Origin of the sequence: Allofournierella massiliensis (assembly GCF_004345265.1) — a bacterium.
GTDB classification, from domain to species: Bacteria; Bacillota; Clostridia; order Oscillospirales; family Ruminococcaceae; genus Allofournierella; species Allofournierella massiliensis.
In genome coordinates this window covers 1-22,495 of sequence record NZ_SLUM01000020.1, presented here as the reverse complement: position 1 = coordinate 22,495, position 22,495 = coordinate 1, and the positions used below count along the sequence as shown (strand labels likewise).

At 61.9% G+C, this 22,495-nt stretch carries 17 protein-coding genes and 1 other annotated feature; of the genes, 1 reads left to right on the top strand and 16 read right to left on the bottom strand.

Annotated elements, in window-relative coordinates; genetic code table 11:
- Positions 1-7: 7 nt before the first annotated feature.
- The 16 genes from trmFO to ilvD form a co-directional block, all read right to left on the bottom strand.
- Positions 8-1,318 carry a methylenetetrahydrofolate--tRNA-(uracil(54)-C(5))-methyltransferase (FADH(2)-oxidizing) TrmFO gene (trmFO, locus tag EDD77_RS11815; protein ID WP_187120490.1) on the bottom strand — a complete coding sequence of 437 codons (1,311 nt, stop codon included), beginning with the start codon at positions 1,316-1,318 and terminating at the stop codon, positions 8-10.
- A 9-nt stretch (positions 1,319-1,327) separates the two neighbouring features.
- A complete protein-coding gene (topA, locus tag EDD77_RS11810; protein WP_058963216.1) occupies positions 1,328-3,412 on the bottom strand; it encodes a type I DNA topoisomerase in 2,085 nt (694 codons plus the stop codon).
- Positions 3,413-3,469: 57 nt separating this feature from the next.
- Entirely contained in the window at positions 3,470-4,576 is a 1,107-nt protein-coding gene (gene dprA / locus EDD77_RS11805; protein WP_058963215.1) for a DNA-processing protein DprA, read from the bottom strand.
- Positions 4,573-5,355 carry a TrmH family RNA methyltransferase gene (locus EDD77_RS11800; protein WP_058963214.1) on the bottom strand — a complete coding sequence of 261 codons (783 nt, stop codon included), beginning with the start codon at positions 5,353-5,355 and terminating at the stop codon, positions 4,573-4,575. Before EDD77_RS11800 ends, dprA begins: the two co-directional genes overlap by 4 nt.
- A gap of 132 nt (positions 5,356-5,487) precedes the next feature.
- Positions 5,488-5,841, bottom strand: a complete 354-nt coding sequence (gene rplT / locus EDD77_RS11795; RefSeq protein ID WP_058963213.1) for a 50S ribosomal protein L20 — start codon at positions 5,839-5,841, stop codon at positions 5,488-5,490.
- 68 nt (positions 5,842-5,909) lie between these two features.
- Positions 5,910-6,107, bottom strand: a complete 198-nt coding sequence (rpmI, locus tag EDD77_RS11790; RefSeq protein ID WP_058963212.1) for a 50S ribosomal protein L35 — start codon at positions 6,105-6,107, stop codon at positions 5,910-5,912.
- A gap of 25 nt (positions 6,108-6,132) precedes the next feature.
- Positions 6,133-6,684 carry a translation initiation factor IF-3 gene (gene infC / locus EDD77_RS11785; RefSeq protein ID WP_077138488.1) on the bottom strand — a complete coding sequence of 184 codons (552 nt, stop codon included), beginning with the start codon at positions 6,682-6,684 and terminating at the stop codon, positions 6,133-6,135.
- Positions 6,685-6,987: 303 nt separating this feature from the next.
- Positions 6,988-7,443, bottom strand: a complete 456-nt coding sequence (locus tag EDD77_RS11780; protein ID WP_242868303.1) for an alpha-amylase family glycosyl hydrolase — start codon at positions 7,441-7,443, stop codon at positions 6,988-6,990.
- A 192-nt stretch (positions 7,444-7,635) separates the two neighbouring features.
- The gene (locus tag EDD77_RS11775) at positions 7,636-8,100 is read right to left on the bottom strand and encodes a DUF1893 domain-containing protein (protein WP_058963210.1); all 465 of its coding nucleotides are present in this window, start codon (positions 8,098-8,100) and stop codon (positions 7,636-7,638) included.
- A gap of 9 nt (positions 8,101-8,109) precedes the next feature.
- Positions 8,110-9,309, bottom strand: a complete 1,200-nt coding sequence (locus EDD77_RS11770) for a MalY/PatB family protein (protein ID WP_082669504.1) — start codon at positions 9,307-9,309, stop codon at positions 8,110-8,112.
- Positions 9,310-9,356: 47 nt separating this feature from the next.
- On the bottom strand, positions 9,357-10,727 hold the full coding sequence (gene dcuC, locus EDD77_RS11765; RefSeq protein ID WP_058963209.1) for a C4-dicarboxylate transporter DcuC: 1,371 nt from the start codon (positions 10,725-10,727) through the stop codon (positions 9,357-9,359).
- Positions 10,728-10,993: 266 nt separating this feature from the next.
- On the bottom strand, positions 10,994-11,533 hold the full coding sequence (locus tag EDD77_RS11760) for a MarR family winged helix-turn-helix transcriptional regulator (RefSeq protein ID WP_058963208.1): 540 nt from the start codon (positions 11,531-11,533) through the stop codon (positions 10,994-10,996).
- A 36-nt stretch (positions 11,534-11,569) separates the two neighbouring features.
- Entirely contained in the window at positions 11,570-15,064 is a 3,495-nt protein-coding gene (gene addA, locus EDD77_RS11755; RefSeq protein WP_058963207.1) for a helicase-exonuclease AddAB subunit AddA, read from the bottom strand.
- 17 nt (positions 15,065-15,081) lie between these two features.
- On the bottom strand, positions 15,082-18,336 hold the full coding sequence (locus tag EDD77_RS11750) for a PD-(D/E)XK nuclease family protein (protein WP_058963206.1): 3,255 nt from the start codon (positions 18,334-18,336) through the stop codon (positions 15,082-15,084).
- A 136-nt stretch (positions 18,337-18,472) separates the two neighbouring features.
- Entirely contained in the window at positions 18,473-19,495 is a 1,023-nt protein-coding gene (locus EDD77_RS11745; RefSeq protein WP_058963205.1) for a bile acid:sodium symporter family protein, read from the bottom strand.
- 49 nt (positions 19,496-19,544) lie between these two features.
- A complete protein-coding gene (ilvD, locus tag EDD77_RS11740; RefSeq protein WP_058963204.1) occupies positions 19,545-21,203 on the bottom strand; it encodes a dihydroxy-acid dehydratase in 1,659 nt (552 codons plus the stop codon).
- A gap of 68 nt (positions 21,204-21,271) precedes the next feature.
- Positions 21,272-21,553 (bottom strand) — a binding site (T-box leader).
- Between the two features lie 215 nt (positions 21,554-21,768).
- Here ilvD and EDD77_RS11735 point away from each other — a divergent pair.
- Complete coding sequence (locus tag EDD77_RS11735) at positions 21,769-22,341, top strand: HDIG domain-containing metalloprotein (RefSeq protein WP_058963280.1); 573 nt, start codon at positions 21,769-21,771, stop codon at positions 22,339-22,341.
- Positions 22,342-22,495 lie beyond the last annotated feature (154 nt).

Sequence of the window (22,495 nt, the reverse complement as noted above, 5' to 3'; positions counted from 1 at the left end):
TTGTTGTTTATCGGGTCTCTTCGGCCCACTGCTCCATGGCGGCAACCGCCCGGTTGGCAATGGCCAGATACCGCTCCCGCTTGTCGCGGATATGCTCCTCCAGCGGGGGCAGGATGCCCATGTTTGCACCCATGGGCTGGAAGTTCTTGTTCTCGGTGGTGATGTAGCGCACCAGCTGGCCCAGCATGGTCTCGGCGGGCAGCTCGGGCAGCTGGCGTTCGTTCAATGCCGCCAGAATGCTGCGGGCGGCCAGCAGGCCGCAGGCGGCGCTTTCCATGTAGCCCTCGAAGCCGGTGATCTGACCTGCAAAATACACCGTGGGGTGCTTTTTCAGGTTCAGGCCCCGGCTCAGCAGGTGGGGGCTGTTCAGGAAGGTGTTCCGGTGCATTACGCCGTAGCGCACGAACTCGGCGTTTTCCAGACCGGGAATCATGGAGAACACCCGCTTCTGCTCGCCGAATTTCAGGTTGGTCTGAAAGCCCACGATGTTGTAAAGGGTTCCGCCCGCGTTCTCCCGCCGCAGCTGCACGTTGGCCCAGGGCCGGTGGCCGGTGCGGGGGTCGGTGAGGCCCACCGGGCGCAGCGGCCCGAAGCGCATGGTGTCCGCCCCGCGGCCCGCCATCACCTCGATGGGCATGCAACCCTCGTAGACGGTGAGCTTGCCGTCGAACTCATGCAGAGGGGCCCGCTCGGCGCTGACCAGCGCCGCGTGGAAGGCCTCGTACTCCTCCTTATTAAAGGGGCAGTTCAGATAGTCCGCGTCGCCCCGGCCATAGCGGCTGGCGGCGAACACCCTGTTCATGTCCAGACTTTCGGCGGTGACGATGGGGGCCGCCGCATCGTAGAAGCTCAGCTTGTCGCCCCCGGTCAGCCGGGTGATCTCGTCGGCCAGAGCGCCCTCGGTGAGGGGGCCGGTGGCCACCAGCGTGAGCCGGTTCTCGTCGATGGCGGTGACCTCGCCGGTGTGCAGGGTGATGTTCGGCTGGCTCTTCACCATTTCGGTGACCGCGGCGCTGAAGGCGTCCCGGTCCACGGCCAGCGCGCCGCCTGCCGCCACCCGGGTGGCCTCGGCGGCTTTCAGCAGATGGCTGCCCAGCAGCTTCATCTCGGCCTTGAGCAGGCCGGAGGCGGAGTCCAGCCGGTCGGCCTTCAGACTGTTGGAGCAGACCAGCTCGGCAAAGCCCTCACTCTTGTGGGCGGGGCTGAACTTGACCGGCTTCTGCTCGTACAGGTCCACCTGCACGCCCTGTTCAGCCAGCCAGAGGGCGGCCTCGCAGCCCGCAAGGCCCGCCCCTAAAATCGTTACTCGTTTTTCCATAATTCTCCGTTACTGTTTGTTCACCTGAGTCTCAAAGCCGCAGCCTTCCTTTGCGCAGTACAGGCGGCTGCCCTTCTTGAACAGGGTCGCGCCGCACTTTTCGCAGGTCTGGGCCACCGGCTCATCCCAGGTCATAAAGTCGCAGTTGGGGTAGTTCTCGCATCCGTAATACACACGGCCCTTGGCGCTCTTGCGCAGCAGCATGCGGCCGCCGCACTTGGGGCACTTGCCGCCGGTGTCCTTCACCAGACGCTTGGTGTTGGTGCATTCCGGGAAGCCGGGGCAGGCCAGGAACTTACCGTAGCGGCCGGTCTTGATGACCATCTTGCGGCCGCACTTTTCGCAGATCTCGTCGGTTTCCTCGTCGGGAACCTTGATCTTCTTGCCCTCCATGTCCTTTTCGGCCTTTTCCAGCGCGGCGGCAAAGCCCTTGTAGAAGGCGTCGATGGTCTCGCGCCAGTCGGCGCTGCCGTTTTCCACCTTATCCAGATTCTTTTCCATACCGGCGGAGAAGGTCACGTCCACGATGTCCGGGAATTCCTGCATCATCAGGTCGTTGATGGTGCGGCCCAGCAGGGTGGGCTTGAGCTTCTTCTGCTCCCGCTCCACATAGCCACGGTCGATGATGGTGGTGATGATGGGCGCGTAGGTGGAGGGGCGGCCGATGCCGTTTTCCTCCAGACTGCGGATCAGGGTGGCTTCGGTGTAGCGGGCGGGAGGCTGGGTGAACTTCTGCTCCGGGGTCAGGGAGCGCAGCTTCAGGGTCTGGCCCTGCTCCAGCGGAGGCAGCGCGGTCTCCTTTTTCTCCTTTTCGTCGGTGGCTTCCTCGTACAGGGCGGTGAAGCCCTCGAAGGTGACCACATAGCCGCTGGCCCGGAACTGGTAGTCCGCCGCGGTGATGTGGGCGGAAACGGTGTCCTGCTCACAGTCGCTCATCTGGCTGGCGATGAACCGGCTCCAGATCAGCCGGTAAAGCTTGGCGATGTCGCCGGAGATGCTCTTTTCCGCCTCGTCCGGGGTCAGGCCGGGCACACTGGGCCGGATGGCCTCGTGGGCATCCTGGGCGGCGGTGGCGCTGCGGCTCTTGTAGGTGCGCTTGGTGGGGCAGACGTACCGCTCGCCGTAGGCTTCGGTGATATACTCCTTGGCCCCGGCAACCGCCTCGTCGGACACGCGCAGGCTGTCGGTGCGCATGTAGGTGATCAGACCCATGGTGCCCCGGCCGGCGATGTCCACGCCTTCGTACAGGGTCTGGGCGGCACGCATGGTGCGGGTGGCGGTGAAGCCCAGCCGGCGGCTGGCCTCCTGCTGCAGGGTAGAGGTAATGAAGGGCGGAGCGGGCACCTTTTTCCGGTGGCCGCGCTTGAGCTCGGTCACGGTGTAGTCCGCGCCTTCCAGAGCCTTCACGATGCCCGTGGCCTGGGCCTCGTTGGTGATCTCCAGCTTTTTGCCCGCGGCGGTGCCGTACAGGCGGGCGGTGAATTTCTTCTGGCTGGACGGCGGCGACAGCACGGCGTCCAGATTCCAGTATTCCTCGGGCTTGAAATTCTCGATTTCCTTTTCCCGGTCCACGATCAGCCGCACGGCCACGCTCTGCACCCGCCCGGCGGACAGGCCCCGGCGCACCTTGCGCCACAGAAACGGGCTGAGCTTGTAGCCCACCAAACGGTCCAGAATGCGGCGGGCCTGCTGGGCGTTGAACAGGTCGATGTCGATGGCCCGGGGATGAGCCATACCCTCGGTGACGCCCTTCTTGGTGATCTCGCCGAAGGTGACCCGGTTGGTGTCCTCAATATTCAGACCCAGGAGATGGGCCAGATGCCAGCTGATGGCCTCGCCCTCACGGTCCGGGTCAGTGGCAAGGTAGACCTGATCGGCCTTTTTGGCCTCGCTCTTCAGTTCCTTGATGAGCTTTTCCTTGCCCTTGATGTTGATATACTGCGGGGTATAGTCATGATCCACATCGATGCCCAGCTGGCTGGCGGGCAGGTCGCGGATGTGGCCCATGCTGGCGGTGACCTCGTAGCCATCGCCCAGATATTTCCGAATGGTCTTCGCCTTGGCAGGCGACTCCACGATAACTAGCTTAGACATAGTACTCTCCCTTGCACAGAGCGCCCTGCCCCCCTGCATCGGGGAACGGGCGGCTGTTTATGCGCGCCGGTACTGCCCGCCGGCGCCGGAAACGGCAATGCCGCTGACCTCCAGCTCCATCAGGGCGGCCAGCGCCTGGCCGGCGGAAAGGCCGGCCGCTTTGGCCAGTGGTTCCAGGCCCTGGGCCTGGCTGGTGAGCGCCTTTTTCATGGCTTTTGCCTCAGCGCTCAGATTCAGCTTTGGGGTCGCCGGGCGCTCCCGGCGACAAGCGACCTGTGGCGCGGGCTCGATGCCCAGATGCCGCAGAATCGGCGCTGCGCTGCTGGCGGCGTGGGCCTGGCCCTCGTCCAGCAGCTGGTTGGTGCCCCCGCACAGGGGGCTGAAGATGGCGCCGGGCACCGCAAATACGGTGCGGCCGTAGCGCTTTGCGTGGTTTACGGTGTTCATGGTGCCGCTTTTCTGGCGGGCCTCCACCACACACACCGCGTCCGAAAGGGCGGCAATCAGCCGGTTGCGTAAAAGAAAGCCGCCCGCCCCGGTGGCTTCCCCCGGGGCAAATTCACTGATGACTGCACCGCAGCCCTGCTCCATTTCCGAGCGCAGGCGGCGGTTGATTGCGGGATAGGTTTTGTCGATGGCGGTGCCCAGCACGCCAACGGTGGGCGCACCGGCGGCAACAGCGGCCTTGTGGGCCTCGCTGTCCAGCCCGTCGGCCAGGCCGCTCACAAGGCAGACGCCCGCCTGGGCCAGCTGGCTGCCGATCAGCGCGGCGGCCTCCACCCCGTAGCTGCTGGGGCGGCGGCTGCCGATCATGGCCACGGCGGCCGGCTGGGAAAGGGCGGACACATCGCCGGTGCAGAAGAGCACGGGCGGCGCGTCCGAAAGGGGGGCCAGCCGGGCGGGGTAATCCTCCTCGTCCAGGCAGAGCACCCGGATGCCCATGCGCTCGCAGCGGGCCAGCAGAGGCTCGAACCGCTGGGGCGTCAGGGTTTCGCAGCGGCGCAGCTGGGCCGGGGTGAGCAGGCCGGACATGTCCTCTTTGCCCACCGCGTCATACAGCTCCCCGGGGCTGCCGTACAGGGCCAGCACCTGCCCGCAATGGGCCGCGCCTGCCCCCAGCACCGCCGAAAACCAGAGCCATTCCAGCTGCCGCCGATCCGTCACTGAATCTCCCCCCGAAAATGCCACAGAAGTACGCTGCCCGCCACGCTGGCGTTCAGGCTTTCCACCTTGCTGGTGATGGGAATGCGCACCGCTGCGTCGCAGGCGGCGATCACCCCGTCGGAAAGGCCCTGCCCCTCGCTGCCGATGACCACGCACACCCCGTTCGGGTAGCTGCCATCCACCTCGTGCAGCGGGCGGCTGTTGTACAGCGCGGCCGCAAGGCAGGTGCTGCCCCAGGCCCGCAGCTGGGCCAGCGCGTCGGCCAGATTCGGGCAGGTAACCACCGGCATCCGGCCCGCCGCGCCCATGCTGGCGCGCAGCACCTTCGGCCCGAAGGGATCGGCACAGCCGGGGCTCAGGATCACGCCGTCGAACCCGAAGGCGGCGGCGCTGCGGATCAGCGCACCCACGTTGCCCGGGTCCTGCACCCGTTCCAGCGCCAGAAAGCGGCCGTTGTGGGGCAGGTCCAGAAAATTGGCCACAGGCTGGCCGAACACCGCGAACACCCCCTGATTGGACTGGGTGCCCGCCAGCTTTTCGGCCACATGGTCCTGCACCAGATACTGCTCGCAGTCAAAGCGTTTCAGATCCGGCGTTTTGGCCAGGGCTTTCTCCGTATAATATATTACCTTTATAGGGCAGGATTTTGCAAGCTCCTGGCAGAGCTTTAAGCCCTCCGCGAAGAAAGCTTTTTCTTCAAGGCGGAAGGCTGCGCTCTGGGCCAGTTTGCAGGCATATTTTATTTTGCCGTTTTCACGGCTGGTAATGCGTTCTGGCATGTGTTCAGTTCCTTATCTGATCTGCATCCGGCGACGGGCAGCGCCGCCTGCCCTTTGGCGGCAGAGCAGCAAGCCCCTCAGATACAAAGCGACGCCCGTGCGCGTGCGCGGGCGTTGCTTTCGGTTATCAACTTACAGAGCCTTCTTGGCGGTCTCCACCAGAGCGGTGAAGGAAGCGGGATCGTTGATGGCCATCTCGCTCAGCATCTTGCGGTTCAGCTCGATGCCGGACTTCTTCAGGCCGTTCATGAAGCTGGAGTAGTTCATGCCCTGAGCGCGAACAGCGTTGTTGATGCGGGTGATCCACAGGTTGCGGAACTGACGCTTCTTCAGCTTACGGCCAACGAAAGCGTAGTTGCCGCTCTTCATGACCTGCTGCTTGGCCATCTTGAAGTGCTTGGACTTGCTGCCGAAGTAGCCCTTGGCCAGCTTCAGAGTCTTCTTTCTGCGTTTGCGGGTCATCATAGCGCCTTTGATACGTGCCATTGTTTATATCTCCTTTACAGTCACAATCTAAAAGTTAAAAAGTCCGTTCCGTCTAAGCGAAATAAGGCTTAGGCGTAGGGCAGCATGGCCTTCACGGCAGCTGCGTTGGTCTTGTCGGCGTAGGCGTTCTTACGCATGCCGCGCTTGAGCTTGGTGCTCTTCTTGGTCAGGATGTGGCTGTGGTAGGCGGGGCCGCGCTTTACTTTACCGTTCTTGGTCAGCTTGAAACGCTTTTTCGCACCGGAGTGAGTTTTGATCTTAGGCATTTTAATTTCCTCCTAGTTGTTTGAATTACTTGTTGGGCTTGGGGCTCATGAACATCTGCATGCTGCGGCCCTCCAGCTTCGGCTGCTTATCCACCACCGCGTCGGGCAGGGCCTCGGCGAAGCGCTTTTCCACTTCCAGGCCGAGGTTGGTGTGCGCCATCTCACGGCCGCGGAACCGGATGGACACCTTGATCTTGTGGCCGGCCTTGATGAACTTGGCGGCCTGGTTGACCTTGGTGTTGAAGTCGTTCGTGTCGATGTTGAGCGAGAGGCGAATCTCCTTGATCTCGACGACCTTCTGGTTCTTCTTGGCCTCTTTCTCACGCTTTTGCTGCTCGAAGCGGTATTTGCCGTAGTCCAGAATCTTGCACACGGGGGGAACCGCCTGGGGGGCGATCTTTACCAGGTCCAGATTCTGCTCTTCGGCCATGCGCAGCGCCTCGCGGCTGGACATTACACCCAGCTGGCTGCCATCCGCGCCGATCAGACGGATCTCTTTGTCACGAATGCCCTCGTTGATCTCAAGCTCTTTTTTGCCGTTCGTAGCGATGTGGATACACCTCCAATTTGATTTCAAAACTGTGATAAAATGAAACGCGGCCGCCGAATTGGCAGCCGCGCAGTTGCATACATAAGCGACCCCTTTTCCTTTGAAAACGGATCGTCGCAGATATGACCCGGGCCCCTTTGGGCCGCAAGGTGAGCACGGCGGCTAAACCGGTTGCTGCTTTCTTTACCGGTCTAGTATATCACGCCGGGCTGGCGCCGTCAAGGGGATTTTTCATATTTTCTTTTGTTCCCTGCCCGGGCGATAAACAGGGAATGCCGTGCGCCGTTTTGGGACCGGCGCACGGCATTTTAAATAAGGTAAACCGCTCTGTTATTCCCCGATCAGCAGCACCAGAGCCTCCCAGGGGCGCAGCGCGCCCGGGGTCTCCTGCTCAGGGTAGTTGCCGATCAGCCGCTTTGCCGCACCGGTGCGGAATTCTTCGGGCAGCTCCACCGTCTGGTTCTCTCCGGTGAAGTTGCACACGCACAGCAGCTTTTTGCCCTGGTATTCCCGGGTGTAGGTGAACACGGCCTCGTTGTCCGCGTCCAGCAGCTCGTAATGGCCGTAGACGATGACCGGATGCTCCTTGCGCAGCCGGATCAGCTTCTGATAATAATGGAACACGGAATCCGGGTCCGCCAGCTGGTTGGCCGCATTGATCTGGTGGTAGTTTTCGTTCACCTCGATCCAGGGCTCCACGTCCGAGAAGCCCGCGTAGGGGCTGTCGTCCCACTGCATGGGGGTGCGGGCGTTGGCAATATCTGCAATATCCTTGATGGTTACCATAAAAAGGGCCTTTCTTGGCGCCCCGGCGGTGCTGCTGGCCATTCTGCTGTAATCCCCCCTGCAGCTCCCGGTTCTGTACTTCCCTTTTTCCTGTTACAACGCAAAAAGCGCCCTTCGCGTTGCGGTTCGCGAAGGGCGCTTTTTTGGGCTGTGTCAGCTTATGAGAGTACGCTTAGGAGGATATCTGTTGACTCAGCTTTTGTGTGCTGCAATAGAGCAGGAGCGGCCTTCCGCCGGCTCAGGGCCGGCGAAACGTTCCTGCAAAAATTCCCACTGACGGGTCTCGTCGGTATTTTCCGACAGGAAAGCCTCAATGGGGCAGACCTTGGTGTCGTCCTTGGAGGAGTGCACCTTGTCGATCCGCTCGTCCCAGATCAGCGCCACGCCGGAGCCGTCCAGCTCCCGCAGGCCATACTGGGAAACCTTGTGCCCATAGCACTCCTTCACGCCGAAGCGGCGGGCGAAGATGCCCATGGCCGCGCCAAACTGATTGGCATACAGCGCATAGCCGCCCTGGGGCAGAGTGTTCTGGAAATGTGCTCCGTACAGAGCCGCTACCGGGCTGGTAGCGCTCTGCCACAGAACATTGCCCGCTTCATCGGTCAGAACCGCGAGCACCTCTTTTTGCGCAACCTTGCGCATCAGTTCCTGATTCATGGTTACGCCTCAGCCTTTCAGCTGCTCCTGACGCTTTACCGCAGCGTTCTTCAGGCGCTCCAGGCCTTCCATAACCACTGCACGGGGAGCAGCAAAGTTAAAGCGCATGAAGCCCAGGCCTTCCTTCTGGCCGAAGGTGGTGCCGTCGTTCAACAGGATCTTGGCGTCGTTGAACATGAAATCCTTCAGTTCCTTCTGGGTGGCAAAGCCCAGGCCGCGGCAATCCAGCCAGATCATGAAGGTAGCTTCGGGATCGATGGCGGTCACGCCGGGAACGTTCTCGTTCACATAGGCCACAGCCTGATTCTTGGTCTCGTTCAGGTAGGCCACGCACTGGTCGGCGTAGGAATCGCCGTAGTTGTAGCAGGCCATCAGGGCCTCGTTGCCGAAGATGTTGCGGCCCATGCCCTTGTTGTAGGTCTGCTGGTTCATCATGCGGCGGTAAACGGTCTCGCTGTGGGTGAACCAGGCAGCGGTACGGAAGCCGGCCACGTTGAAGGTCTTGGCGGGGTTGATGAAGGTAACAGAATGCTCTGCCAGCTCCTTGGACAGGGTGCAGAAGGAAACGAATTCATGACCATCGAACACGATGTCCGCGTGGATCTCGTCCACACCGATCATCACGTTGTTCGCCAGGCACAGCTCGCCGATGCGCAGCAGCTCTTCGCGGGTGAAGCAGCGGCCGGTGGGGTTCTGGGGGTTGCACACGAACATGATCTTTACGCGGGGATCCTTCAGCTTGGCTTCCAGGTCCTCGAAGTCGATCTCGTAGCGGCCATCGATCAGCTTCAGTTCGTTGTAAACCAGCTGACGGCCGTTGTTCTTCACCAGATCATGGAAGGGAGGATATACGGGGGTCTGCAGCAGGATCTTGTCGCCTTCGCTGGAGAATTCCTTGGCAAACCAGATCATGGCGGGGATTACGCAGGGAGAGTAGTCAATGTACTCGGGAATCAGGTCGGCATTGTGGCGAACCTTGTACCAGCGGGCGATGCTCTTCTCGAACGCCATATCGATGTAGGGATAGCCGTAGTGACCCAGCTCAGCGCGCTTGATCAGGGCTTCCTTCACCTCAACGGGGCTGGGGAACTCGGTGTCCGCGATCCAGAAAGGCAGCACATCCGGCGGGCACAGGTTGGGGTCGAACTTCTTGGCATCGGTGCCTCTTCTCTGCACGCCTTTGTCGAAATCATAAATCACGTTGCTCATAATGGTACTCCTTTCGATCTATGAACCAAAAAATTAAAAACAAACTCTTACAGCATTACAACAATGTAGGATACGATCATGTTGCATGCAAACATCACAACGGCGGGAACCGCGCAGCGGCGCACGATATCGGTGATTTCCAGACCGGCCATACCGGAAAGTGCAATCACAACACCGGCAACGGGAGACATGCAGCGGCCGATAGCGGCGCTCAGCTGCATGGGCAGTGCTACAGTGGCTGCAGGAACACCCATCTGGGCGGTAACATTGGGAACCAGCGGGCCGAAAGCGTACCAGGAAGCGTTGCCGCTGCCCAGCAGCATGCCGGCGAAGAAGGTGATCAGAGACATCAGCACCATGGTGATGATGGGCGCACTCTTGATGGTGGCCAGACCGTTGGAGATAACGGTGATGCCGCCCAGCATCTGGATGGCTTCCGCGAATACGGCGGCACCGATCAGGATGCTGACCACGTTGGCAAAGGAGTTGGCCATGGCCTTCAGGATCACGGTGAAATCGTTGGTAACGTCCTTGCGGTTCTTGCGGCGGATCAGCTCAAGCACGAACACAAAGACCATACCGATCAGGTTGGCGGTGGGAACGTCCAGCTTGATGTTGGGCACGAAGCTGAACGCGGTGACCAGAACCAGAGGAATCACGGGCAGAACTGCGTAGAAGGCGGGGCAGTCCACATTTTCGGGAGCCTTGGTCTCGATCTCGCCATCCAAACCAAGACGCTTATCCCGCTTATCCATGATGCTCAGGTAGGTGGGCAGGAAGATGGCGCACAGCACGATCAGAATGGCGGCCACGCGGCCCTGATAAGTGAGGAAGTAGTCCATCATGGGCATGCCGCAAACTTCTTCGGCAGCGAAGATGGCGCTGGAGTCGTTCGGGCCCCAGTCAACGAAGCCGCACATGATCAGAACGGTGACAGCACTCAGTTTGCTGATGCCCAGAGAGGTCAGGATGGGGAATGCGATGGCCATCAACAGCATGCCCAGACCGGCGTGGCTGGTAATAACCAGTTTCAACAGGGTGCCGATGATGAACAGCATGCTCAGCACGATGTAGGGATTCTTGATTTTGGACAAGGGCTTGGTTGCCAGGTATGCCAGCTTGGTGGATGCACCAATGTGAGACATGTACATCGCGTAGCCGGTAACCATCATCAGCGTCATACCAACGCCGGAAGCATTGGAGCTGAACGCATCGGCCGTGAAGGCAAACACATCAATGACGGCGCTTCCTGTGGTGGCGTCGCCCATTACCGACTGGCCGGTGATCAGCGCGAATCCCAGCAATACCGCAATGCCGGAAGTCATGAACACAAAAACCGAGTTGTACCGTTTGATGACCAGCGTCGCAACAAATACGATATACGCTATGGTCAGGACAACGGCGATCAGATTACTCATAATTTGTCCCCTTTCATTTTTCCAACGTACACACCGCTCTGCAGAACCGGTTTGTATACACCAACATTTTTGTTTCGTATCGAAACTTAATGTTTAGCATGTATACATCTTTGGTTAGATTGTAAACCTGATTTTCGTCATCGTCAAGGGTTATTCGACCTTTTCTACATTTCACACATGAAATACGACTTTCTTTTGTCAAACACATACAAACAGGGGCCCATTCTCCCAGGGCGGCAATGCCGGGAGAATGGGCCCCTGTTCCTTTATTCGGTTTCTCTGTTCTGCTTTTCTCTGCGTTTTTTCTTTTCCAGCTGCATCTTTTTCCGCAGCCGGTTCTGCTGGATCTCACGGCGGATCTCCAGCCATTCCTCCATCACGGTAAAGGCAATATTTACTTCCTCATCGCTGAATTTCTGGCGCACCCGCCCCATGGATTCGCCGAACCGGCTTGCGTCGTATGTCCGGTGGGCCTGATCCAGAGTTTTTCCTTTTTCAGTCAGATAAATATGATATCGCTTGTCGTTTTCCGGATCCGCCTGCCGGTAGATCAGACCCTTGGACTCGATCTTTTTCAGAATCTGCGAGATTGCTCCCTTTGTTTTGCCGTAGTCCCGGGCCAGCTGGGTCACGGTGATACCGTCGTAATCCGCAATATGTTTCAAGGTGTGAACCTCCACCGCCGTATAGGATTCGCCGGTGCCGTAATCATGGGGAACCTTGGTGCCCACATAAATGACCGAAACCTGATGGAGGATATCCACCGCTTCCACATCCGTATAATTTTTGTATTTGCCCTGCTCCATTTCTCGATCCTTTCTTTTTTGTTTTGTGGGGCTGCGCTATGGCTGCACATCGATTTCCCTGCCCAGTGAAAAGCTGTAAAGGGTAAGTTTTGTAAGCGGTTTTTCGAATCGTCGTCGAATGGCCGCCGCGTAAAGCAACAACTGGGGCCGGTAAGCGGCAATGAACTGGTCCGGCGTTTTGTTCCGGTCGGTCTTGTAGTCCACCAGCTCCAGATGGTCGTCAAATTCCAGAATCACATCCGCCACGCCCTGCACCAGCACCTGCGCCTGGCCGTAGTCGCCGGTTTTGTCCACGGCGGCGTCCGCGGCGGGGCGGGCGGTAATGAACTCGTATTCCCGCAGAATCTTCTGCGCAGACCGCATTCGGGCAAACAGCGATCCGGCAAAGAATTGCCGCAGTCTGGAAAAATCCATTTTTTCGTAAAGGGACTCATCCAGCAGCTTTGCCTTCACCTGCCGCCTTGCCTCCCCTTCCGGGTCGGCAGCAGCGGCGGCCAGATCGGCATGCTGCAAAAAGGCGTGGAGGGCGGTGCCCTTTTCCGCGGCGGTCAGGCCCTCCTTGTAAAGGAAGCCGGGCCGTTCCAGCGTGGGCTCCGCTGCCTCGTGGGTGAGGGCGGTCACGCTGACCTTGGCGGGCACCCGGGTAAGCGCCTCGTTCGGGTATTGCCAGGCAAAATGCTCCCGCAAAGCGCGGGCCAGCGCCTCGTCCGGCGCAGCTTCGGGCAGATGCACCGGGCAGGCAGAGGCGGGTTCGGACACCTCGTCCGCCTCCAGGCTCACGGTGAACCGGTCGGCCAGTTCCCGTTCGCTTGCCAGCGGCTGCGGCATGACCTCCACCTCCAGCTGGCGGCAGAAGCTCTGGGCCTGCGGGTGGGCCATAACAGCCTGCATCACCCACTCGCCCCGGCTGCCGCAGTGCTCCAGAAGATAGGGCTCCGGCGCGCCGGAAAAGATGCGCAGAGCCATCTTCTGGGCCAGCTTCAGGGCGTTCTTGGTGGGCATGGTCATGACCAGCTTGTCCCGCGCACGGGTGAACGCCACATACAGCACCCGCATCTCCTCACTCAGGCCCTCCTGCGCCAGGGCGGACTGCACCGCCCGGTAGGGAGCGGTGACGTAGGTGCCCCCCTGCCCTGCCCGCAGAGTGAGCCCGATGCCCAGCTGCGGATGGAACACCGCTGCGGCCCGCAGATCTTCCTTATTGAACTCCCGTCCCAGATCGGCGGCAAACACCACCGGGAATTCCAGCCCCTTGGAGCGGTGCACCGTCATGATGGTCACGCAGCCGGGGCGGCTCTGGCCCTGCTCCGGGCCGGGCACGCCCTCACCGGCCAGGGCCGCGTCCATGGCGCGCACCACACCGGCAAGGCCGTGGCCGCCGCAGCCTGCCGCAAAGGCGGCAAACTGGCGCAGATTCTCCCGCCGGGCGCTGCCGTCCGGCATGGCGCCCGCGGCGGCAAGGCAGCCGGTGCGGGCGAATATTTCCTCCATCAGCCGATCCACCGGCATGGTCTGGCTGAGCTGGCGCAGGGTGCGCAGCCACTGGCCGAAGGCCTTCACCTTTTCGTCCTCGCTTGCCATCACCGCGCCGTAAAAACTGCCGTTTTTGCGGCCAAGGCGCAGAGCCACCAGATCATCCGGGGTAAAGCCGCCCATGCCGCTGAGCATCACCGCCGCCAGATGCACGTCCTGCGCGGGGTTGTCCAGCACCCGCAGCAGGCTTGCCACCGGGCGGATCTCCGGCGCGTCCAGCAGGTTTTCCGCCCGATCCACATACACCGGGATGCCTTCACTTTCCAGCCGGGCGGCGTAATCCGCGAAGACGCCCCGGCTGCGCAGCAGGATGCAGAAATCCTCATACCGGGGCGGCCGGGGGCCGGTCTCGCCCCGCACGGTAAAGCCGCTGGCCGGATCCATCAGCTGGCGGATGCGCCGGGCAATGTACTCCGCGTCCCCTGCCGGGCGCTCGCTCTGCACCAGACGGAACTCGCAGTCGCCCGCGTAGCCGCCGTAGTTTTCCAATTCGCCAAGGCCGGGCACCAGCCGTTCGCCGGGGCCGTAGTCCACGCCGCCCAGCTTGCGGCTCATCAAAGGCGTGAAGATGGCGTTTACTCCGCCGATCACCCCCGGCGCACTGCGGAAGTTGGCGTCCAGAAACAGCTTCTGGGGGCCGGGCTGGCCGTATTCCACAAACCGGTCCAGCTTCTGTTGAAAGATGGTGGGATCCGCCTGCCGGAAGCGATAGATACTCTGTTTCAAATCGCCCACGAAAAACAGGTTGGAGCCATCCGGCTTTGCCAGACAGTGATAGAGGGTATCCTGCAAGGCGTTGGTGTCCTGATATTCGTCCACCATCACCTGATAGAACTCCTCGCTCAGCTGGGCCGCCAGCGGGGTGGGGGTGCCGTCCTCGTTTTGCAAAAGCTGCAGGGCCAGCTGCTCCACGTCGCTGAATTCCAGCATTTTTTCTTCCAGCTTGGCCTGATAGAACCGCTGGTTGAATTCCCGCTCGGCCCGTACCAGCGCCCGCACCAGCGGGGCGGCAGTGCGCCGATCCTGCAAAAACTCCTCCTCACTGCACAGAAAGATCGTTTCCTGCAGGCGCTTGAGCGTGTCTTTCAATAGATCCCGCCGCTCCTTGATGCGGGTCATGGTCTCGCTGGAATGGCCCCGCACCGCCTTCAGGCGGGCGTAGCTCAGCGCCCGGCTGGCCTCGCACATGGCGTTCCAGGGCTGGGCGTCGATGGCGTCCAGCAGCGCATCCACCGCCGCCTCGTCCGATTCCAGCGCCGGGCGGTAGGCCTCGTCGATGGCCGGGTCGTTTTCCAGATCCTCCAGATTCTGCGCCGCCAGCTCCCGGGCGCAGAGGGCCGCCCGCCGGGCTTCGGTGCGCAGCGTCTGGCCCCAGCGGGTCTCGTCCAGCGGGGCGTCCTCCTCCCACTGGGCGCAGAAGGCTTCCAGCACCTTTTCCGGCCGGGGCATGCTGCTCAAAAAGTCGTGCAGCTGCTCCACCACCCGGCTGGCCATGGCATCGCTGCGGCCCTTGCCGTACAGATCCGCAAAGGCGCAGAAGTCCGGGTCGTTGTAGGCGTTTTCCAGCGCGTCCGCCAGTGCCTGACGGCGCAGCTGGGCCAGCTGGGGGCCGTCGGCGGTGGTGAAGTCCGCCGGGATGTCCAGCGCGCTGAAATGGGTTTTCAGAAGCTGCAGGCAGTAGGAATCAATGGTGCAGATGGGCGCACGCTGCAAGAGCATCCGCTGGCGGCGCAGATGGCCCGAGCCGGGGCGTTTTGCCAGCTCGGCCGAAAGGCGCTGGGCCAGCTTTGCCCGCAGGCTGGCCGCCGCCGCCCGGGTGAAGGTGACGATGAGCAGCCGATCCGCGTCCACCGGATCCTCTTCCCGGCAGAGGATGCGCACCGCCCGTTCCACCAGCACGGCGGTTTTGCCGCTGCCCGCGGCGGCGCTGACCAGCAGCGCACTGCCCGAGTGGTCGATGGCCCGGCTTTGCTGGGGGGTAAATTTGATGGTTGCCATGGGTGCCGGCCCTCCTTTCACTCGTCCTCGTGGCCGCAGACGCTGCGGTAGTCACAATATTTGCAGTTGGTTTCTTTTCGTTTTCCGTGGGCCAGCGGCTCGGCGGCCACCTGCCCGGCATAGAGCCGCTCGGCCATCTGAACCACAAGGCCGTCCAGCTCCTGCTGCAGCTGGCCCAGCGTTTCCAGGCTGGCCAGCGCCGGGCCGGGCTTTGGGGTGCCGTCCTTGTCGAATTTGAAGGGCACGAACAGGCCCTTGCGTTCGCTGTCCATGGCGTCGATGACGGCATATTCGTCCGCCACAAGGCCCTCCACCCGGTATTCCAGCCCCTTGGCCGCCTGCTGGCGGCTGCCCCGGGTGGGGGCCGGGTCGGCCATCAGATAAAGTACGCCCGCCGGGGCCGGGGCCGCGAACTGCTGCCCACCGGTGCGGGTGAGGGTGAACAGATACACCAGCATCTGGCAGTTCAGGCCGTTTTTCACATCCTCCAGCAGGAACTCCTTGCTGCCGGTCTTGTAGTCCACCACCCGCAGCCAGGTGTTTCCGTTTTTCTCAAAGGCATCCACCCGGTCGATCTTGCCCACCATGCGCACGGTTTCGCCGCCGGAGGTGGTGAGCACCACCGGGGGCACATCCTCCGCGCTGGTACCGATGCCCTTTTCAAAGGCCACCGGCACGAAACTGCCCTGCCGCTGCTCCGCCTGAATGTATAAAAGAAGGTTGGCGGCGCTCTTTTTCAGCCGCTCCACCAGATAGGCAAAGCGCCGGGCCTGCCCGGGCATGTTCTCCTGCACATATTCCTCCGCAATGGCGGCGGCCAGGGCCTTCACCTGCTCCTCGCTCAGATCCACAAAGCCCTCGCCCGCCCGGCGCAGCGCCTGCTCCAGAATGTAGTGTACCAGATTGCCGCTCTGGTCGGCGGTGAGGGCCGCCTGTTTGCGGGGCTTTGCTCCCAGCACATATTCCAGAAAATAGGCAAAGGGGCAGGAATAATACCGCTCCATCCGGCTGGGGGTGAGCCAGAGATCCCGGCCCAGCAGCTGCTTCATGGCGGCGGTGTTGTGCACCGCGAAGGGCTCGCCCCCCGCCGCCCGCTTCACCGGGTTCAGCAGCCTGCCCGGCTGCTCCTCCGGCTGTGCACGGTATTCCTCCAGCGCACGGAACAGAGCCGCGGTCTCACCGCTTTCCGCGTTCCAGCTCTGGCCCAGCAGGTCCAGCGCCATGGCCGGAGTGGCGGCAAGATCCGCCCGCTCCATCCGGGGCTCTTTGGGCGAAAAGCACTCGATCACCGGCGCAAGGGCGCTGGTCACCGGCATGGCGGCGCTGCCCGCCGCCCAGCTGAGCCACAGCCCTTTGGCCGGGGCGGTGAGCGCCTTGTAAAAGCACACCTGCTCCCGGATGGCCCGGTTCTCGAAGCAGTCCGGCATTTCCACGCCCTGCCGCATCAGGCTTTCCCGCTCGGCGTGGGTGAGCAGGCCCTTGTCGCCGGGGGCCTTGGGGAACTCGCCCTCGGCCAGCCCCAGCACAAAGCACCAGTCCGGGTTATCCAGCCGCATGCGGCCGGCGGTGGTAAAGATCACCTGATCCAGCGTCTGGGGAATGTGACCCAGATCGGTGCTGCGCACCAGCAGCTCGAACAGATCGGCCAGCTCGGCGGCGGGCAGAACCTCGTCGCCCAGAAGCAGCGCCATCTGATTGAGCAGATCCGCTGTCAGATTCCACACCCGCACCGCTTCGGCGGCGGCGGGGATGCCCTCGGTGGCCTTCAGTTCGGCGCACAGCTCGCCCATTTTCTCCTCGCCGCCCAGCGCCTGCATCCTTTTATATAATGCGGCGCAGACTTCGGCGGCGGAAAGCTCCTTGCATCGGGCGGCAAAGCCGTCCAGCTTGTCCACCAGAAAAGCCCGGCCTTCTTCCGCCAGAGCCAGCTGCTTTTCCTGTTCTTCCTTCGCCTTTTCCGAAAGGGTATTGGCCCCGAATCCGGCAGGCGACAGGGTGAAGGGCTGCCGCCACTGGGCGGCGGTCAGCTGCCAGGTATAGGCGTAGTTTTCCAGCGCACAGAGCTGTTCCTCGCTGAGCCCGGTCAGGCCGGTTTTGGCCACGGCCAGCAGGTTCTCGGTGCAAAGGCCGCGGCGCAGCAAAGCCAGCAGCGCCCGTACCAGCCGCACCGGGGCGGCGTGCTCGGCGGTGGTGGCCTCATCGCAGAAAAGCGGGATGCCCGCCAGCCGGAACTCGTACCGGATGGGGGTCAGATAATTTTCACTGTCCCGGCAGATGACGGCCATCTTGCCGTAGGGTACCCCCTGCCGGGCAAGGGCCTGAATGGCCGCCGCCACCTGCTTTGCCTCGTCCGCCCGGGTGGGGGCCTGCCACAGGGTGAGCTGGTGCTCGTCGGCGGGGGCCGGGTCCTCCAGACTTCCGGCCATCAGCCGGTTCAGCCGGGCAAGATCCGGCGCGTCGCTGTGGCGCCAGTCGGTATCCAGCACCAGCGGCGCGGCCACCGGCACGCTGTTCTTGCGGGCCAGCTGGCGCAGGGCCGCGGCCATCTGCTTGGCGCCGCTGAACAGGCCCAGGCCACCTTCATAATCCTCCATTCCGTCGCAGCAAAGGGCCACGGTCACATCTCCGGCCATGGTGAGCATGGCTTCCAGCAGGCGGCGCTTGGGGGCGTTGAAGGTATCGAACTCGTCGATGAACACCGCCCGGCCCGCAAAGAATTCCGGCTGCAACGCCCTTGCCGCCGCCAGCACCCGGTCGCCCGGGTCCATGGCGGAGCCCTCCAGCAGCGCCTGATAGGCGGCATAGATTCCCGCCAGCTCGCCCAGCTTGCGGCTGCTGTGGCTGGTGTTTTTGGCCAGCTGCTCCAGCTGTTGGGGCGAAAGGCCGGCACTTTTGAATTCATCCAGCGTTTCGGCGCACTTTTCGCAGAAGGCCGCGCTGCGCCGGTGCCGGCTGTAATACACCAGATTCGGCCCCATGGACTGCAGCGCCCGGCGCACCAGCACCGCCCGGCCCGCATCGGTGAGGGTGCGCACCGCCGCGCCGCCGTAGGCCTGCAAAATATCCTCGGCCAGGCTGGTGAAGCTGTAGCTGGTCACATAGCCGGACAGCTCGTCTCCCAGCAGCTGATACAGCCGGCCCTCGGTGGAGGAGGTGAACTGCTCGGGCACGATGAGCACGCTCTTCTCCCCCGCCAGCGCCCGCTCCCGGATGGTTTGCAGCAAATGACCGGACTTGCCGCTGCCCGAAACACCCAGCACAAGATGCAGCATGGCGGCCCCCTCCTTTTCCTTTTTCCCTTTTATGGATTTGTATCTTATTATTATAGCATATTTGAAATCCCTGCCGCAAACAGAAAAAAGCGGGCGCTCATATCACTGAGCGCCCGCTTTGGAGCATTTTCAAAAATCAGGCAGTAGCGGTGGCAGCCTCCTGTGCGGGGGCAGCAGCCTGCTGCGCCTTCTGAGCCTTCTTCTCGGCGGCAGCGGCCATCAGGTTGGCCACGATGGAGCCGGAGATGTTGTGCCATACGCTGAACAGCGCGCCGGGAACAGTGGCCAGAGCCAGATCCGGGAACACGGTGCCGGCCAGGCTGGTGGCCAGACCGCTGTTCTGCATGCCAACCTCGATGGACAGAGCGTTGCACTTGGGGTCGGACATGCCCAGCAGCTTGCCCACGCCGTAGCCGCAGGCGTAGCCCAGAACATTGTGCAGCATGACCACGGCCAGGATCAGCAGGCCGTTGGCGAAGAGCTTGGCCTGGTTGCCGGAAACGACGGCGCCCACGATGGTAACGATGGCGGCCACGCTCACCAGAGGCAGAACCTCCACAGCAGCCTGAGTGAACTTGCCGAAGAACTTGTTGACCACAAAGCCCAGAGCGATGGGCACCACAACCACCTGCACGATGCTCACGAACATGCTCATGGCATCCACAGAAACGGTCTCACGCAGGTACAGGTAGGTCAGCGCGGGGGTCATGAAGGGGGCCAGCACGGTGGAGCAGGCGGTCATGCCAACGCTCAGGGCAACGTCGCCCTTGGCCAGGAAGGTCATCACGTTGGAGGAGGTGCCGCCGGGGCAGGTGCCCACCAGCATCACGCCCACAGCCAGCTCGGGGGGCAGGTTGAACAGCTTGATGAGCAGGAACGCCAGGAAGGGCATAACCGCGAACTGGGCCACGCAGCCGACCAGAACGTCCTTTGGGCGGGTGAACACCACCTTGAAGTCATCCAGCTTGAGGGTCAGGCCCATGCCGAACATAACCACCATCAGCAGGTTGTTCACGGTGACCAGACGGGTTACCACGTTCCAGTCCTTGCCCACCCACAAAAAGCTCTGGGGTACAAAGAAGGCCAGGGCGGCCACTGCCACCACGATGAAGGCCATGTACCGGCCCACGAACTTGCTTACCTTTTTCAATGCATTCATTTTCAGATTCCTCCTGTTGTTTATTTTCTTCCGCAAGGATTTGTTTTCGTTATTTGAGCACTGCGCCGGTGTTTGCGCTGCTCACCAGCTTTGCATAGCGGCCCAGCCAGCCGGTGGTGATGCGGGGGGCGGGGGCCTGCCAGTTTGCCCGGCGGCGTTCCAGCTCCTCATCGCTCACCTTCAGCCCCACCTTACCGGCGGGGATGTCGATGGAAATGGTGTCGCCCTCCTCAATCAGGGAGATCTCGCCGCCCTGGGCGGCCTCCGGGCTCACATGGCCGATGGATGCGCCCCGGGATGCGCCGGAGAAGCGGCCGTCGGTGATCAGGGCCACGGTCTTGTCCAGCTTCATGCCGGCCAGCGCGCTGGTGGGGTTGAGCATCTCCCGCATGCCGGGGCCGCCCTTGGGGCCCTCGTATCGGATGACCACCACATCGCCGGGTTTGATCTGGCCCGCGTAAATGGAGGCAATGGCCTCGTCCTCGCTGTCGAACACCCGGGCCGGGCCTTCGTGCACCAGCATTTCGGGGGCAACGGCGCTGCGCTTGACCACGCAGCCGTCCTTTGCGATGTTGCCCCAGAGCACCGCGATGCCGCCGGTGGTGCTGTAGGGCTTATCCATGGGCCGGATGGCATTGGTATCCCGGTTTTCGGCCCCGACCAGATTCTCGCCCAGGGTCTTGCCGGTGGCGGTGGGCAGGTCTGTGTGGAGCAGGCCCGCGTCCGCCAGCTGTTTCATCACCGCCTGCACGCCGCCCGCGGCGTACAGATCCTCGATGTGAGTGGGGCCTGCCGGCGCCAGGTGGCACAGGTTCGGCACCCGGGCGCTGACCGCGTTGATGGTGGCCAGATCCATGGGCACGCCCGCTTCGTTGGCGATGGCCAGCAGGTGCAGCACGCTGTTGGTGCTGCAGCCCAGGGCCATGTCGGTGGCCAGGGCGTTTTCAAAGGCGGCGGGGGTGAGGATATCCCGGGGGCAGAGGTTCTGCTCCACCAGCTTCATCACCTGCATGCCCGCGTGCTTTGCCAGCTGGGTGCGGGCGGAGTAGACCGCCGGAATGGTTCCGTTGCCGGGCAGCGCCATGCCGATGGCCTCGCTCAGGCAGTTCATGCTGTTGGCGGTGTACATGCCCGCGCAGCTGCCGCAGCCGGGGCAGGTGTTCTTGGTGAAATCGTCCAGCGTGGTATCGTCGATCATGCCCGCCTTGTAGCTGCCCACCGCCTCGAACATCTGGGAAAGGCTCACCTTCCGCTGGCCCTGACGACCCGCCAGCATGGGGCCGCCGCTGACCACAATGGAGGGAATGTTCAGCCGGGCCGCCGCCATCAGCATGCCGGGCACGATCTTGTCGCAGTTGGGAACCAGCACCAGACCGTCGAAGCAATGGGCCATGGCCATGGTCTCCACCGAGTCCGCAATCAGCTCCCGGCTGGGCAGCGAGTACTTCATGCCGGTGTGGCCCATGGCGATGCCGTCGCACACGCCGATGGCCGGTACCAGCACCGGGGTGCCACCCGCCATGCGAACGCCGTCCTTCACGGCCTGGGCCAATTTGTCCAGATGGGAGTGGCCGGGCACGATCTCGCTGAAGGCGCTTACCACGCCGATGAGCGGGCGTTCCAGCTCTTCATCGGTGTAGCCCAGCGCGTAGAACAGGCTGCGGTTGGGGGTGCGCTCGGCACCCAGTTTTACGTTGTCGCTCCTCATTGTCTTGCAATCCCCTTTATGATGAAAATAAAAAAAGCCTTTGTCTTTTGCACTCGAATTGTTCGAATGCAAGAGACAAAGGCTTTTGAAAGCTCTCTGCGGTACCACTCTTGTTGCCCCGCCATACAGCGAAGCCACCTCATGCCCGGACTCCCCGATTTTAAAAACCGGTTTTAACCAGACGGCGGGATAACGGTTGCCAACCGTCCGCGTTTACTCGTGCCCGGAAGGGCCTTTCAGGCGGCAGCTCACAGGTGATTGTTCCCCCGGCCTTGATCGCGCTGCCTCGCACCAACCGGCAGTTCTCTGGGCGCAGTGCACAGGGTACTTTTCCTCTTCATTGCTTTTGTGTATTGAATTATCGTTGTGACCATTATAGCACCGTTTGGGCAGATGTCAAGCGGTTTTGGCTGTATCATTTTGAATAAAACATCGTTTATTTATATGTTTTTATTCGTGCAATTCGCACTTTGCAACCGGCATGTTTTTTGCTACAATAACAAAAAACGCACCGCGCCCGGCCCCTGAAAGCCGGTGCGGCAAAAGAGAAGCGAGGTTGATTCAAATGGCAGGTTTGACGATGGAACGCGCCAAAGAGCTGCTGCACAGCACCACCACCGAGGCTCATCTGTTCGAGCACGCCATTGGCGTGAGCGCCGCCATGGAGGCCATGGCCCGCCATTTTGGCGAGGACGAAGCCTACTGGCAGGCGGTGGGCTATCTGCACGACTACGATTACGAGCAGTACCCCGAAGAGCATTTAAAGCACACCGAGGAGCCGCTGCGCGCCGCCGGGGTGGATGAGGAGAGCATCCGGGCGATTCTGGCCCACGGCTGGGGGCTTTGCAGCGATGTGGAGCCCAAAACACCCATGGAAAAGAGCCTGTTCACGGTGGACGAGCTCACTGGACTGATCGGCGCCACCGCCCGCATGCGGCCGGGCGGGCTTTCGGATCTGGAGGCGGCCAGCGTGAAGAAAAAGTTCAAGGACAAAAAGTTCGCCGCCAAGATCGACCGGGCGGTGATCAGGCAGGGCTGCGAGCTGCTGGGCATGGAGCTGGGCGATGTGATCGACCTGTGCATTCAGGGCATGCGCGGGCAGATGGACGCCCTGGGCCTGGGCCCAAAGGAGGGCTGAGCCCGTTTTCTCCTGATTCAATATACAGAAAAAGGCAGGTATCCCAGTGGGATACCTGCCTCAGCCTGTCGAAAAAGGTCACCGAAAGGTGGCCTTTTTCTCGTATTGAGGAAAAGAAAGCGGTATAATAGTGTGGGGGGATAAAAATGCTGGT